Origin of the sequence: Lentzea terrae (assembly GCF_003265345.1) — a bacterium.
GTDB classification, from domain to species: domain Bacteria; phylum Actinomycetota; class Actinomycetes; order Mycobacteriales; family Pseudonocardiaceae; genus Lentzea; species Lentzea terrae.
In genome coordinates this window covers 111,937-126,304 of sequence record NZ_QFWW01000020.1, presented here as the reverse complement: position 1 = coordinate 126,304, position 14,368 = coordinate 111,937, and the positions used below count along the sequence as shown (strand labels likewise).

11 protein-coding genes are annotated in these 14,368 nt (G+C 70.9%); 9 read left to right on the top strand and 2 right to left on the bottom strand.

The window, feature by feature from the left end; translation table 11 throughout:
* Positions 1-12 precede the first annotated feature (12 nt).
* From DI276_RS22720 to DI276_RS22690, 7 genes are read left to right on the top strand one after another with little or no spacing between them, the layout of a single operon-like run.
* Positions 13-495 carry a cupin domain-containing protein gene (locus DI276_RS22720; RefSeq protein WP_112266503.1) on the top strand — a complete coding sequence of 161 codons (483 nt, stop codon included), beginning with the start codon at positions 13-15 and terminating at the stop codon, positions 493-495.
* 8 nt (positions 496-503) lie between these two features.
* Positions 504-1,391, top strand: a complete 888-nt coding sequence (locus tag DI276_RS22715) for an acyl-CoA thioesterase (protein WP_198680828.1) — start codon at positions 504-506, stop codon at positions 1,389-1,391.
* 38 nt (positions 1,392-1,429) lie between these two features.
* Positions 1,430-3,007, top strand: a complete 1,578-nt coding sequence (locus DI276_RS22710) for an AMP-binding protein (RefSeq protein ID WP_112266499.1) — start codon at positions 1,430-1,432, stop codon at positions 3,005-3,007.
* On the top strand, positions 3,004-5,370 hold the full coding sequence (locus DI276_RS22705) for a bifunctional salicylyl-CoA 5-hydroxylase/oxidoreductase (RefSeq protein WP_112266496.1): 2,367 nt from the start codon (positions 3,004-3,006) through the stop codon (positions 5,368-5,370). Before DI276_RS22710 ends, DI276_RS22705 begins: the two co-directional genes overlap by 4 nt.
* A gap of 53 nt (positions 5,371-5,423) precedes the next feature.
* Positions 5,424-6,221, top strand: a complete 798-nt coding sequence (locus DI276_RS22700; RefSeq protein WP_232836847.1) for a three-helix bundle dimerization domain-containing protein — start codon at positions 5,424-5,426, stop codon at positions 6,219-6,221.
* Between the two features lie 55 nt (positions 6,222-6,276).
* On the top strand, positions 6,277-7,092 hold the full coding sequence (locus tag DI276_RS22695) for an LLM class flavin-dependent oxidoreductase (RefSeq protein WP_112266494.1): 816 nt from the start codon (positions 6,277-6,279) through the stop codon (positions 7,090-7,092).
* Positions 7,089-7,505: a nucleoside deaminase gene (locus DI276_RS22690; RefSeq protein ID WP_112266492.1), complete on the top strand. Its 417-nt coding sequence runs from the start codon at positions 7,089-7,091 to the stop codon at positions 7,503-7,505. Before DI276_RS22695 ends, DI276_RS22690 begins: the two co-directional genes overlap by 4 nt.
* On the opposite strand, the gene DI276_RS22685 is transcribed toward DI276_RS22690, so the two are convergent.
* Both DI276_RS22685 and DI276_RS22680 read right to left on the bottom strand, forming a co-directional pair.
* Complete coding sequence (locus DI276_RS22685) at positions 7,496-8,272, bottom strand: ANTAR domain-containing response regulator (RefSeq protein WP_112266490.1); 777 nt, start codon at positions 8,270-8,272, stop codon at positions 7,496-7,498. The genes DI276_RS22690 and DI276_RS22685 overlap by 10 nt on opposite strands.
* 84 nt (positions 8,273-8,356) lie before the next feature.
* Positions 8,357-11,026, bottom strand: coding sequence for an ATP-binding protein (locus tag DI276_RS22680; RefSeq protein WP_232836896.1), 2,670 nt, complete (start codon positions 11,024-11,026; stop codon positions 8,357-8,359).
* A 169-nt stretch (positions 11,027-11,195) separates the two neighbouring features.
* On the opposite strand from DI276_RS22680, the gene DI276_RS22675 reads away from it, so the two are divergent.
* On the top strand, positions 11,196-12,269 hold the full coding sequence (locus DI276_RS22675; protein ID WP_112266488.1) for a class I SAM-dependent methyltransferase: 1,074 nt from the start codon (positions 11,196-11,198) through the stop codon (positions 12,267-12,269).
* Entirely contained in the window at positions 12,266-14,365 is a 2,100-nt protein-coding gene (locus tag DI276_RS22670) for an alpha/beta hydrolase (RefSeq protein ID WP_198680827.1), read from the top strand. The genes DI276_RS22675 and DI276_RS22670 overlap by 4 nt, the downstream gene beginning before the upstream one ends.
* Positions 14,366-14,368 lie beyond the last annotated feature (3 nt).

Here is a 14,368-nt window from a genome sequence, read left to right as displayed (position 1 = left end):
AGAATACGAGATATGGAGCCCGACCTGAGCAAGTACCAGCTCGAAGGCGACAACTCGATGTACCGGCTGCCCAGCGGCCTGGTCGCACCGGTGGTGACGCGGGGCGGCATGGAGAACCCGGACACCGCGAACTCCGGTGGCGCGATCCGGATCTCGGGCGTGAGCATCCAGCACACCCCCGCCACCAAGCTGTGGTTCGGCAAGGTCACCAACGAGCCCGGCTACCGCTCGGTCACCCACCACCACGGCGAGGCCGAGACCGGCGGGTACGTGCTGTCCGGCCGCGCGCGGATCTACTTCGGCGAGAAGTTCGAGGACTACGTCGACATGGAGGAGGGCGACTGGGTCTTCGTGCCGCCGTTCATGCCGCACATCGAGTGCAACCTCGACCGCAACAGGTCCCTCACCTGGATGACGACCCGGACGCCGGAGAACATCGTGGTCAACCTGGACGACGTGCCGGACGAGGATCTTCGCGATTGGCTGGACCGATGACGTCAGCGATGACTTCTGGGATCTTCACCCAGGCGATCACCCTGGAGAAGGCCGATCCGGAGCACTTCGACCTGGCCTTCACCGCCGTCACCCAACCGTGCCCGTGGCCCAAGGCGTACGGCGGCGACCTGGTGGCGGCCGCGGCGGCCGCGGCGATGCGGTCGGTCACCGACGGCAAGACGTTGCACTCGATGCACAGCTACTTCCTGCGCCCGGCCGACATCGGCGCGCAGGTGCGGTACGAGGTCGAGGTGCTGCGCGACGGCCGCGGCTACAGCACCCGTCAGGTCCGCGGCTACCAGAACGGCAAGCCGCTCTACGTCTGCCTCGCGAACTTCGCCGCCGGTGAGGCCGGTGGCAGCTTCGCGGCCGAGTTCACCACCAGCGTGCCGGAACCGGAAGAGCTGCCCAGTTCGGCGGACTACCTCGCCGATCGCAGCGGCGGCACGATGACCGAGGAGTCGAAGGCCTACTGGTCGGCCGGCCGGAGCTTCGACATGCGGCACGTGCCCGGCCCCGTCTACCTCGCGGTCGAGGGCGAACGCGTGCCGCACCAGGCGGTGTGGCTCAAGCCGTTCGACCCGCTGCGCCCGGTCGAGGGACTGACCGACGCCCAGCGCGACCTCGCCGCGCTGGCCTACATGTGCGACTACACGATCCTCGAGCCGATCCTGCGGGTGCTCGACCTGCCGTGGGCCGAGCCGGGACTCGTCACCGCGAGCCTCGACCACGCCATGTGGTTCCACCGCGCGGCTCCGGTCGACGACTGGCTGCTCTACGTGCAGGAGGCCGTCGCCGCGGACGGTGGTCGTGGTCTGGGCTCCGGCCGCTTCTTCACCCGCGATGGCCGCCACCTCGCCACCGTTGCCCAGGAGGGCATGATCCGCCCCGCTTGACGTCACTGCCTGACCCGCCGCCCGCGGAAGGACTGACCATGGACACCTTCGCCCGCGACCACCTCCCGCCGGCCGCGCTGTGGCCGACGATCGAGTTCACCACGCCGGAACTGCACTACCCCGCACGCCTCAACGCGGCCACCGAGCTCATCGACGTGCCGACGGCGAAGTTCGGCCCCGATCGCCCGGCGCTGCGCACCCCGGCAGGAGAGGTGTGGTCGTACGGCGAACTGCTGACCCGCGCCAACCAGGTCGCACAGGTGCTGGTCGAGGACCTCGGTCTCGTTCCAGGACAACGGGTTCTGCTGCGGTCGCCGAACAACCCGTGGACGGTGGCCGCGTGGCTCGGCGTGCTGAAGGCGGGCGGCGTTCTCGTGACCACCATGGCCGCGTTGCGCACCCGCGAACTCGCGCCCATCGTCGAGCGGACCCGTCCGTCGATCGCGTTGGTGGACGACCGGTTCGCCGAGGACGTTCAAGGTCTGCCGGTGGTGACGTACCGCGACCTGGCGGTACGCGCTCAGGCGAAGTCGGGGGAGTTCACCGCCGTGGACACCGCTGCCGACGACGTGGCGCTGCTGGCGCCGACGTCCGGGAGCACCGGCACGCCCAAGATCACCATGCACTTCCACCGCGACATCTTGTCCATCGACAACACGTTCGGCCGGCACGTGTTGCGGCTGACCGAGAACGACCTCGTCGCGTGCACCGCGCCGTTCGCCTTCACGTTCGGCCTGGGCATGCTCGTGGTGTTCCCGTTGCGGGCCGGTGCCTGCGCGCTGCTCACCGAAGCCGCCACGCCGTTGCAGGTCGCGGATCTCGTGGCCGAGCACGGCGTCACGGTGCTCGCGACCGCACCGACGGCGTACAAGGCGATCCTGCGGGACGGCGCGGAAAGCAAGCTCGCCGGGCTGCGGACCGCGGTGTCGGCCGGTGAGCACATCCCGCGGGAGACCTGGCAGCGGTTGCGGGACCGGTTGGGGCTCGAGGTGATCGACGGCATCGGTGCCACGGAGTTGTTGCACATCTTCATCTCCGCCGCCGGTGACGACATCCGCCCTGGCTCGACCGGGAAGCCGGTGCCCGGCTACCGCGCGACCGTGCTCGACGCGGACGGCACCGAGCTCGGGCCGGGCGAACCGGGACGGCTCGGCGTCATCGGCCCGGTCGGCTGCCGCTACCTCGACGACGCGCGGCAGAAGGACTACGTGGTGGGCGGCTGGAACGTCACCGGCGACATCTTCCACCGCGACGAGGACGGCTACTTCCACTACCACGCCCGCAGTGACCACATGATCGTCTCGTCCGGCTACAACATCGGCGGGCCCGAGGTCGAAGAGGCCATCGACACGCACCCGGACGTGCTGGAGTCCGCCGTCGTCGCCAAGCCCGACGAGGAACGCGGCTCCGTCGTGTGCGCGTTCGTGGTGCTGCGCGAGGGCGTGGAGGGCGACGCCACGAAGGTCAAGGAGATCCAGGACCACGTGAAGCAGACGATCGCTCCGTACAAGTACCCGCGCGACGTCCGGTTCCGCACCTCGTTGCCGCGCAACGCGAGCGGCAAGCTGCAGCGGTTCGCGCTCCGCAAGATCGTCGAGGACGAGGTGCTGACGTGAAGATCGGGATCGTCGGTGGTGGTCCCGGTGGCCTCTACTTCGCCGCGCTGATGAAACAACTCGACCCGGCGCACGACATCACCGTCTGGGAGCGCGACGCCCCGGACGTCACGTTCGGCTTCGGCGTGGTGTTCTCCGACGAGACCCTGGGCGGTATCGAGAACGCCGACCCGGAGTTCGCCGACACCATGGCCCGCAGGTTCGCCCGCTGGACGGACATCGACATCCACTACCGCGGCGAAAGCCACACCGTCGGTGGCCAGGGGTTCGCCGCGATGAGCCGCAAGGAGCTGCTCGGCCTGCTGCGGCAGCGGTGCCGCGACCTCGGCGTGGTGGTGCACTTCTCGACGCCCGCGCCCGACGCCGAGCTGCTGCGCGCGTCGCACGACCTGGTGGTCGGCGCGGACGGCGTCAACTCGCTGGTACGACAGTCCTTTTCGGACGTCTTCCGGCCGACGCTGGACCGGCGCCACAACAAGTACATGTGGCTCGGCACCGACCGGGTCTTCGAGGCGTTCCAGTTCTTCATCAAGGACACCGAGTGGGGCACCATGCAGGTGCACGGTTATCCCTACTCCGACACCGGTTCCACGTTCATCGTCGAGATGCACGAGGACGTGTGGCGCCGAGCCGGGTTCGACACCGGCGAGGAGTTCCCGCCGGGCGTCTCGGACGAACGCGCTGTTGAGCGCATCCGGTCATTGTTCGCCGAGGAGGTGGCCGGACATCAGGTGTTCGCCAACAACTCGAAGTGGCTCAGCTTCACCACCGTGCGGAACGTTCGGTGGCACCACGGCAACCTCGTGCTCGTCGGCGACGCGGCGCACACAGCGCACTTCTCGATCGGGTCGGGCACCAAGCTCGCGATGGAGGACTCGCTCGCCCTCGCCGCCTGCCTGCACGAACATCGTGACGTCGAAGCCGCTCTGACCGCCTACGAGGCCGAACGCCGCCCCGTCGTGGAGTCCACCCAACGTGCTGCCCAGGCGTCGCTGGAGTGGTTCGAGAACATCGGCATGTACGCGGGCCAGGAACCGACCCGGTTCTGCTTCAACCTGCTCACCCGGTCCCGGCGCATCACCTACGACAACCTCCGCACCCGCGACTCGGAGTTCGCCGACCGCGTCGACGCCGCGTTCGCCGCCTCCCAAGGGCTTTCCGAGGTGGCACCGGCGATGTTCCAGCCGTTCCGGCTCGGGCGGCTGGAGCTGAAGAACCGGGTGATCGTCTCGCCGATGGACATGTACTCCGCCGTCGACGGCGTGCCGGGCGACTTCCACCTGGTACACCTGGGCTCCAAGGCCATGGGCGGGGCGGGCCTGGTGATGACCGAGATGGTGTGCGTCTCGCCGGAGGGCCGGATCACGCCCGGCTGCACCGGGTTGTGGACCGACGAGCAACGCGACTCGTGGGCGCGGGTCGTGTCGTTCGTCCACTCGCAGAGCACCGCCCGCATCGGTCTGCAGCTGGGACACTCCGGCCGCAAGGGCTCGACGCGGCTGATGTGGGAAGGCATGGACGAACCGCTGCCCGACGGCAACTGGGAGACCGTCGGGCCGTCCCCGCTGCCGTACGGTCCCGCGTCACCGGTGCCGCGTGCTTTGGGGAGCGAGGACATGGACCGGATCAAGGCCGAGTTCGTCGCAGCGGCTGAACGCGGCGCCGAGGCGGGTTTCGACCTGCTCGAACTGCACTGCGCACACGGATACCTGCTGTCGTCGTTCCTGTCGCCCATCGCGAACCAGCGCACCGACTCCTACGGCGGCTCGCTCGCGAACCGGCTGCGGTACCCGTTGGAGGTGTTCGACGCCGTCCGCGCGGCGTGGCCGGCCGAGCGGCCGATGATCGTGCGGCTGTCCGCGACCGACTGGGTGCCCGACGGCAACACCGAGCACGACGCCGTCGAGATCGCCCGTGCGTTCATCGCCCACGGCGCGGACGCGATCGACGTTTCCTCCGGCCAGGTCACGGCGGACGAACGCCCGGCGTACGGGCGTTCCTACCAAACCCCGTTCGCCGACCGGATCCGCCACGAGGTCGCTGCAGCGACCGGTACAGCCGTCATCGCGGTCGGCGCCATCGCCTCTTACGACGACGTCAACTCGATCCTGCTGGCTGGTCGCGCGGACCTGTGCGCGATCGGCCGCACGCATCTCTACGACCCGCATTGGACACTGCACGCGGCGGCCGAACAGGACTACCGCGCCGAGTGGCCCGTGCAGTTCCGGGCAGGCAGCAGGAAACCGCCGACCTCGCGCACCGACGCCGTGCGACCACGGCTGTCGCTGTTGCGGGCCGACGCGCCGGACCGGAACGTCCACTTGCGCTGGACCCCGTACCGCGAGGCGGTTCGACCCGGTTAGCACGGGCCCCTTCGCCCCACCGCCGTTGCCGTCTACGGTGTTGTTGTTGAAGGGTGGACGATGTGCTGACGACCGCATTGCCCCGTCTGGACGAACGGATCCAGCGCCTGGAGTCCAGGCTGGTTCGCGAGCACGACGGCGTGCCCCCGAGCCTGGTGCACGAGTGGGTCGCGCGCGCTCATGCGCGGTTCGGCGATGCGCGGGTGCGCGACTTCGTGCCGTTGCTGGTCGAACGCGCGGTGCGGCTGTCCGTGCGCAGCTTTGTGTCCTCCGATGTGCCCGAGATGTGCGGAACTTGGCTGTCGGACTGGGCCCGCAACACGGCCCGCCGGCTGCTCGCTGACGAACTGCCCCGGCGCTGGGCGCACACCGCGGGGGTGGCCCGCCGGGCCCAGCAGGTGGCGCGGGTGCTGCCCGTCGAGGAACGGGAACTGCTGGTCGCCGCCGCGTGGGTGCACGACATCGGCTACGCCGCCGAGCTCGTCGACACGGGTCTGCACTCGTTGGACGGTGCGCGCTACCTGCAGCGGGCCGGGCTGGACCGGCGCGTGTGCGGCCTGGTGGCGCACCACTCCGGCGCTTCGGCCGTCGCCGAGCTGACCGGGCAGGCCGCGGGGCTCGCGGAGTTCGGCGACGAACGCGGCAGGCTGCGGGACGCGCTGTGGTACGCCGACATGACCACCAGCCCGGACGGGCATCCGACGACGGTGGAGGAGCGGCTGGCCGAGATCCGGCGGCGGAGGGGGCCTGAGGACCCGGTGGTTCGGGCTCTCGCGATCAACGTCGAGGAACGGCTGGCGGCGGTGCGGCGGATTCACCGGTTGTTGCGCCGGACGTACGCGACGCGGTAGCAGCCCGTCCAACTGCGGATCGCCCGGCTGTGACCTCCGGCCTAGCCTGGGGCGCGTGTTGATCGGCGTGAACGTCCCGAACTTCGGCCCCGGCACCAGCCCCGCACTGCTGCGCGACTGGGCCCGGACGGTGGAAGGCCTGGGCTTCGACCTGCTGATGGTGTCCGACCACGTGGTCGTGACCCCGGACGTGGCCGGGCAGTACCCCGCCCCGTTTTACGAGCCGTTCACCACGCTGTCCTGGCTCGCCGGGATCACCGAGCGGATCACCCTCGGCACGACCGTGCTGATCGCGCCGTACCGTCACCCGCTTCTCGTCGCACGGATGGCGGCCAACCTGTCCGAGCTGAGCGACGGGCGGCTCGTGCTCGGCGTCGGGGCCGGCTGGGCGCGGCAGGAGTTCGCGGCTCTCGGCGTCCCGTTCGACCGCCGCGGCAAGCTGACCGACGACCTGATCACGACGCTGCGCGAGGCGTGGCGCGACGACGGCTACCGCGCCGGGCACATCCCGATCTGGGTGGGCGGCCTCAGCGACAGCGCCCTGCGCCGCGCGGTCCGGCTGGGCGACGCGTGGCACCCCCTGCGCCAGACTCCGCAGCAATGGCAGGAGTCCTTGGCGCGACTGGACGAGCTCGGGGAACGCCGCCCGTTGCTCGCACCCCGAATCGTGCTGCGGCTGACCGACCACCCGCCCGCTGACCGGCGGCTGGGCGAGGGCACGGTCGAGCAGATCGTCGCCGACGTGGCCCGGCTGCGCGCGGACGGAGCCCACGCCGTGGTCCTCGACCCGTTCACAGGCGACCCGGAGGAGACTCGGCGCCCGGACGTCGCCTGGCACGCACTGGCCGCGGTACGAGAGGAGCTCCGGTGAACGAAGAACACCTGCGTCGCGCGATCGCGCTGGCCGCCGAGGCACGGGAGGGCGGGAACCCGCCGTTCGGGTCACTGCTGGTCGGGCCGGACGGGGAAGTGCTCGTGGAGGAACGCAACTCGTGCCTCACCGACGACGACATCACCGCCCACCCTGAGCTGAAGGTGGCTCGGTGGGCGGCGCAGTCGCTGGACGCGGAGACGGCCGCGAAAACCACGATGTACACCAGCTGCGAGCCGTGCGGGATGTGCGCGGGCGCGTTGGCGCGGTCGGGGATCGGGCAGGTGGTGTTCGCGCTGGCGACCAGTCAGCTGAACGGGCTGAAGACGTCGGGCGGGTTCCCCGAGGTGCCGACGGACGGGCCGTACCTCTACGACGAGGCGAAGGTGCCGGTGGAGGGTTACTACCCCTGACCCGTGACCGAGTCGAGCAGGTTCTTCGCGACGTCGCGCAGCTTCACGTTGTCGCGCTGAGACTGCTCGACGAGCATCTTGAACGCCTCGTCGGCCGTGCAGGAGTGCACGGCCATGAGCACGCCCTTCGCCTGGTCGATGACCGCGCGTGAGAGCAGTGCCTGCTCCAGGTGGTTCATCCGCTCCTGGGAGCGCTGCCACCGGTGGGCACTGGTGATCGTGGCCGACGCGGCGGTGGTGAACAGCCGCATGAGCCCTTCGTCGAACGGGTCGAAGGCGGCCTCGGCGTGGCTGTAGATGTTGAGCATGCCGATGTGTTCCCCTTCGGCCGTCGCGGAGGACGGCAGCACCACCGGCACCGACAGGTAGGCGCACATGCCCACGCGAGCGGCCGCGGCTTCGAACTCCGGCCACTCGTCGAGGTGTTGGCCGACCACAGCGCGCACGGGGCGCAGGCTGCGGGCCGACTGGAAGCACGGTCCGCGGCCGGCGCGGTACTGCTTCTCGTCGACCTCGATCAGGCTCGCGTCCGTGGCGGCCACCGTGCGCGGCCGGGACGCGGTGACCACGGACACCGTGACGGCGTCGGCGTCGGGGATCGCCCTGGCCGCAGTCTCGGCCAGCCGCTGCAGGCCCGAGTCGAGCGGCTCCTCGCCGGTGTAAGCGTCGCGCAACGCCTCCAGCGCTTCCGCGGCCTCGTCGAGGCGGGCCACCTGGTCGTGGAGGGTTCTGGCGCCTGCTGAGAACGTGCTGATGTCGTCGGCCATGCCGCGGTACCCCTTTGTCGCGTCGGAGCGGTGTCCACGGCGCCTGCTGCTCGACGTCGTCAGCGCATCTTACGGCCGTTCACCTCAGGGCAGGCGGGTGGCCAGTTCGGCGCGTGATCGGATGCCGAGCTTCGTGTAGACCTTGCGCAGGTGGTACTCGATGGTCTTCGGGCTCAGGAACAGGGCCGCGGCGACCTCGCGGGTGGTCTTGCCCTCCGCCAGCAGGAGGGACACCTGCAACTCTTGCGGCGTAAGGGCTTGCGCGTCACTCGGGGCGCGGCGCTGGATCGTCTCGCCGGTGGCGCCGAGCTCGATCGCGGCGAGGTCGGCCCACCGCAGGGCGCCCAGGCGTTCGAACGTCTCCAACGCGGCGTGCAGGTGCGGCCTGGCGTCGACTCGCCGCCGGGCGCGGCGCAGCCGGGCACCGTAGGCGAGCCGGGTGCGCGCGGTCTCGTAGTCGTCCAGGGTTCGTTCGTGGAACTGCAAAGCTGCCTCGAAGTGCGCATCGGCGTCGGCGCTCAGCATGCCGATCGTCCGCTCGGCGCGTCCCAGCGCCCACGGCTGGCCCTTCGCGGCGGCCGCAGCCTGGAAGCGCCGGGCGACCAGCCAGGCTTCGTCGCGTCTGCCCAGCCGCACCATCGCGTCGGTGAGCTCCGGCGCGGGGGACAGGTCCGGATCGGTGAGCTGCAACGAGTCCAGCAAGGCAGCAAGCTCTTCCAGGTGTGCCAACGCCTGGTCCGCGTTGCCGAGTCCGAGTTCCAGCTCTCCCAACGCGAACAGCGACCAGACCCGGCCGATGTGGATGTCCCTGGCGCGGCAGATCGGCAGCGCCTCCGCGACGAGCGCGCGGCACCGCACCTCGTCGCCCGTGCGCGCCAGCAACCACGCCAGCCCGGCCAGGCACATCGCGAGGTCCGTTTCCTGGCCGGTCTCCCGTGCCAGCCGGGTCGCCTCGTCGTAGGTCGCTTCGGCGCGGACCCACTGGTTGGTGGTGGCCTCGTCACGCGCGACGTGGAACAGCAACGACGGCAACGTGCCCACGGCCGCTTCTGCCCGTGCTTCGCCGACGATGCGCCGCAGCTCCGCGCCCGAGGACGCGTCGCGCAGGAACAACGGGCCGATCATCAGCCACGACAGCCTGCGCCGGTCGGCGTGCAGCAGCCCGGAGGAGCCGAGCAGCTCGACGGCGGCCCGGATCTGGTCGGCGCCACCGCGGTTGGCGAGGATCCGCGCGACCCCCGCCGCCATCTGGCCGAGTCCGCGTGCCCGCGTCGTCGTCGCCCGCCCGAGCAGGTCCTCGATCTCGTGCGCCAACGCGACCCCGGTCGTGGTGTCGCCGAGGTAGAAGCAGGCGTTCACCGCGTCGGCCAGGAGCAGCACGCCCTCGTCGGCATCACCCGTTCGTCGAGCGGCGGTCCGGCTGAGGTCACGGGCCTCGGTCAAGGAACCGGTGCGGGCCGCGATCGCGCCGCGCAGTTCGAGGGCTTTCGGCTCGGCCAGGCCGCCTGCCTCGTCGAGCAACGCGATGGCCCGCGGTGTCGTGCCGGCCAGCCACGCCGACTCCGCTGCCGCCACGCACAGCGAGGCGTGCCGGTCGACGTCCGGGCTGAGCCGCGCGGCCCGTTCGTATGCAGCCGCGGCGACCTCGTGCGCACTTCGTTCGTGCGCTCGCATTGCTGCTTGCACGAGAAGCGAGGCGACGCGCGCGTCCGGCCCCAGCGTTGCCTCGGCCAGGTGCCAGGCCTGCCGGTCGGGGTCGTGCGGACCGAACGCTTCGGCGACGGCGCGGTGGATCGACCGGCGCAGTTCGGGTGCTGCGGCGCCGTAGACGGCCGCGCGGATCAGCGGATGACGGAACTCGACCCGGCTGTCGGTGATCCGGACCAGCGCGGCGCTTTCGGCCTCGGCCAGCGCGTCGACGGGGATGCCGAGCCGTTGGCCCGCGGCGGCGACCACGCGCAGGTCGTTGCCCGCCACCGCGGCTACGGTCAGCGCCGCTCGCCCTGCCTCGCCGAGCGACCGCGCCTGCTCGGCGAACGCGTCGGCCAGCGCCTTCGACACCGGAAGCGGCGCCTCGGGCGAAACGTGCTCCAGCCGGTGCGCGCCCGCCGCGAGCTCGATCAGCGCGAGCGGGTTGCCCGCGGTCGCCACGTGCAGCCGTGCGATCAGCTCGGGCGACACGGACCCGTCGGACCGGCTCGACACCAGCTCACCCGCGGCCGCGAGGTCGAGCCCGGACAACGGCAGCGCGGGCAGGCCGGGATGCGACGTGCGCGAGGTCGCCAGCAGCACGATCGGGTCGGCCACCAGCCTGCGGGCCGCGAACGCCAGCGCGTCCGCCGACGGCCGGTCGAACAGCTGCAGGTCGTCGAGCAGCACCGCGAGCGGCCGGTCCTCCGCGTACCGGCACAGCAGGCTCAGCGTGGCGGCACCGACCGCGAACCGGTCGCCCGCCTGTCCGGGACGCAGCGCGAGTGCGACCGACAACGCCTGGGCCTGCGGTGCCGGGATCTCGTCGAGCCGGTCGAGCGCGGGACGCAGCACCTGGTGCAGTGCGCCGAACGGAATCTCCCGCTCGGGTTCGCTCCCGGCCGCCCACAGCACGTTCATGCCCGTGGCGCACTCGGCCGCGTGGTGCAGCAACGCGGTCTTGCCGACGCCCGGCTCGCCGGTGATGGCGAGGACGCCACCGTGCCCGATCCGCGCACTCGCGACGAGCCGCTCGATCTGTCGACGCTCGGACTCGCGTCCCATCAGCACAACGGGGAGTCTAGGTGGGCCTCGGTGACCAGGTGGGGCACTTGACACGCCCCATCAGCACACGGGAGTGCAGGTCGCGCGGCAGCACTAGGTGGGGCACCTGATGCGACAGTCCCGTTGGCGCTCATACGTTCCGACCCTCACACAGGAGGGAAGAGAGCAGATGACCACGACAAGACCCGAGGTCGACACCGACAAGCTCATGCAGTTCGTGTTCCGGGCCGTCGACGAGATGGGCGCCACGCTGAACGCCGCACTGGTCGTCATGGGCGACAAGCTCGGCTACTACCGCGTCATGGCGTCCGGCGAGCCCATCAGCCCCGCCGAACTGGCCGACCGCAGCGGCACCGCCGAGCCGTACGTCCGGGAGTGGCTCAACGCCCAGGCCGCCGGGGGTTACGTGACCTACGACCCCGCCACCGGCCAGTACAGCCTGCCGATCGAGCACGCGGTGGCGCTGACCGTCGAGGACAGCCCCGCGTTCCTGCCGGGGATGTTCCAGATCGCGCTGGGCACCGTGCACGACGCCGGGCGCGTGCTGGACGCGGCCCGCAGCGGGTCCGGCGTCGGCTGGCACGAGCACCACACCGACGTGCACGTCGGCTGCGAGCGGTTCTTCCGGCCCAGCTACGAGGCGAACCTGATCGAGAGTTGGCTGCCCGCGCTGGACGGTGTCACCGCCAAGCTGCGCGCCGGTGCGAAGGTCGCCGACGTCGGCTGCGGGCACGGGGCGTCGACGATCCTGATGGCGCGGGCGTTCCCGAACTCGACCTTCACCGGTTCCGACTACCACCCGGAGTCGATCCGGATCGCCCGTGAACGGGCGGCGGCCGCCGGCGTCGGCGACCGCGTGACGTTCGAAGTGGCGTCCGCTCAGGACTTCAGCGGCACGGACTACGACCTCGTGACGATGTTCGACTGCCTGCACGACATGGGCGACCCGGTCGGGGCAGCGCGGCACGTGCGGGACGCGGTGGCGGCCGACGGCACGTGGATGATCGTCGAGCCGATGGCCGGCGACCGCGTCGAGGACAACCTCAACCCGGTCGGCCGCACCTACTACGGCTTCTCGACTTTGCTGTGCACGCCGGCTTCGCTGTCCCAGGACGTCGGTCTCGCGCTGGGCACGCAGGCCGGGCCCGCGCGCATCCGCGATGTGGCGGTGGCCGGCGGGTTCACCCGGTTCGCCGGGGTGGCGCAGACGCCGTTCAACCAGGTCCTGGAAGCCCGGCCGTGACGGTCGAGCCGCGCCCGGTCCGCGAGCCGGACCAGACCGGGTTCGCCGAGCGGGCCGGGGTGCGGCTCGCGTTCAAGGTCTATGAAAGTGTTGGCAGGCCGACGGTTCTGCTGATGCCGACGTGGTCGATCGTGCCGTCGTTGTTCTGGAAGGCGCAGGTGTCGTACCTCGCGCGGCACTTCCGGGTGGTCACCTTCGACGGCCGCGGTTCCGGTTCGTCGGACCGCCCGACAGGTGCTGCCTCCTATGTGGACAGTGAGTGCGCGGCGGACGCGATCGCGGTCATGGACGCCACCGGGACCGAGAACGCGGTGCTGGTGGCGTTGTCGCGCGGGGACGCCTGGTCGGTGCTCGCCGCCGCGCGCCACCCGGACCGGGTCACCGGCATCGTGGCCATCGCACCCGCCAGTGGATCGCTGATCGGCGCTGCTGCCGAGGAGAAGCAGGCCTGGGAGGCTTCCGGCGGGAGCAAGTACAACCGGCACCACTGGCTGAACGGCGGGTACGACGACTTCGTCGAGTGGTTCTTCGCGCGCATGTTCCCCGAACCGCACTCCACCAAGCAGATCGAGGACGCCGTGCGGTGGGCGCACCAGGTCGAGCCTGCCACGCTGGTCGACACGACGGCCGGCCGGCTCGCTTCGGAGTCCATTGAGGACAGTTGTCGCGCGGTGCGGTGCCCGGTGCTGGTGATCCACGGCACCGACGACCGGATCCGCCCGCACGCCATCGGGGAACGCCTCGCCGAGCTGACCGGCGGTTCGCTCGTGCTGGTCGAGGGCTCCGGACACGGCGTGCCCGCCAGGGACCCGGTGCGGGTCAACCTGCTGATCAAGGAGTTCGTCGACCGGGTGCACCCGGTCGTGCGGCGGGTGCGCTCGTCCAGGGCTCTCTCCAAGCCGCCGCGCGCGTTGTACCTGAGCTCGCCGATCGGCCTCGGCCACGCCCGGCGCGACCTGGCCATCGCCTCCGAGCTGCGCAAGCTGCGGCCGGACCTGCAGATCGACTGGCTCGCGCAGCACCCGGTCACCGAGGTGCTCGGGCCGGCGGGGGAGCGGATCCACCCGGCGTCCGCGTGGCTCGCCACCGAGTCGTCGCACGTCGAGGACGACGCGGGGGAGCACGACCTGCACGTGTTCGAGACGTTCCGCCGGCTGGACGCGGTGCTGGTGCACAACTTCATGGTGTTCGACGAGGTCGTCGAGGGGTACGACCTGGTCATCGGCGACGAGGCGTGGGACGTCGACTACTTCCTGCACGAGAACCCAGCGCTGAAGCGGTCGGCGTTCGCGTGGCTGACCGACTTCGTCGGCTGGCTCCCGATGCCCGACGGCGGTGCGCGCGAGCAGCGGCTGACCGCGGACTACAACCTGGAGATGATCGAGCAACGCGCCCGCCTGCGCCGGGTGCGCGACCGGTCGGTGTTCGTCGGCAACCTGTCCGACGTCGTCTCGCTGCCGTTCGGCGACGGTCTGCCGTCGATTCGCGAGTGGACGGAGCAGAACTTCGACTTCTCCGGCTATGTCACAGGGTTCGACCCGCCGGACGAAGGCGAGTGCTCGGTGTTGCGCAGGCGGATCGGCGTCCGGCCGGACGAGAAGCTGTGCGTGGTCACGGTCGGCGGCTCGGGTGTGGGGGAGTCGTTGCTGCGGCGGGTGCTCGACGCGGTGCCGGCCGCGCGGAAACTGGTGCCGGGCTTGAGGTTCCTCGTCGTCACCGGGCCGCGCATCGATCCGTCGTCGCTTCCCGAACATCGCGGCGTGTCGATTCGCGGCTACCTGCCGGACCTGCACCGGTATCTCGGCGCGTGCGATCTCGCGGTGGTGCAGGGCGGCCTGACCACGTGCATGGAGCTGACGGCCGCCCGGCGTCCGTTCATCTTCGTGCCGCTGCGCCACCACTTCGAGCAGAACTTCCACGTCCGGCACCGGCTCGCGCGTTACGGGGCGGGCCGGTGCATGACCTACGACGACGTCGTGGACCGCGAGGCCCTGGCGGTGGCGATGGCCGAGGAGATCGGGCGTGAGGTCGGCTATCGGCCGGTTGAGGGCGATGGTGCTTCGCGTGCCGCCGCGCTGCTCGCCGACCTGCTCTGACCC

Coding starts and splice junctions, on each gene's coding strand:
- DI276_RS22720 (WP_112266503.1), top strand. CDS start 13: ATGGAGCCCGACCTGAGCAAGTACCAGCTCGAAGGCGACAACTCGATG.
- DI276_RS22715 (WP_198680828.1), top strand. CDS start 504: ATGACTTCTGGGATCTTCACCCAGGCGATCACCCTGGAGAAGGCCGAT.
- DI276_RS22710 (WP_112266499.1), top strand. CDS start 1,430: ATGGACACCTTCGCCCGCGACCACCTCCCGCCGGCCGCGCTGTGGCCG.
- DI276_RS22685 (WP_112266490.1), bottom strand. CDS start 8,272: ATGGCCGACGACATCAGCACGTTCTCAGCAGGCGCCAGAACCCTCCAC.
- DI276_RS22680 (WP_232836896.1), bottom strand. CDS start 11,026: ATGGGACGCGAGTCCGAGCGTCGACAGATCGAGCGGCTCGTCGCGAGT.
- DI276_RS22675 (WP_112266488.1), top strand. CDS start 11,196: ATGACCACGACAAGACCCGAGGTCGACACCGACAAGCTCATGCAGTTC.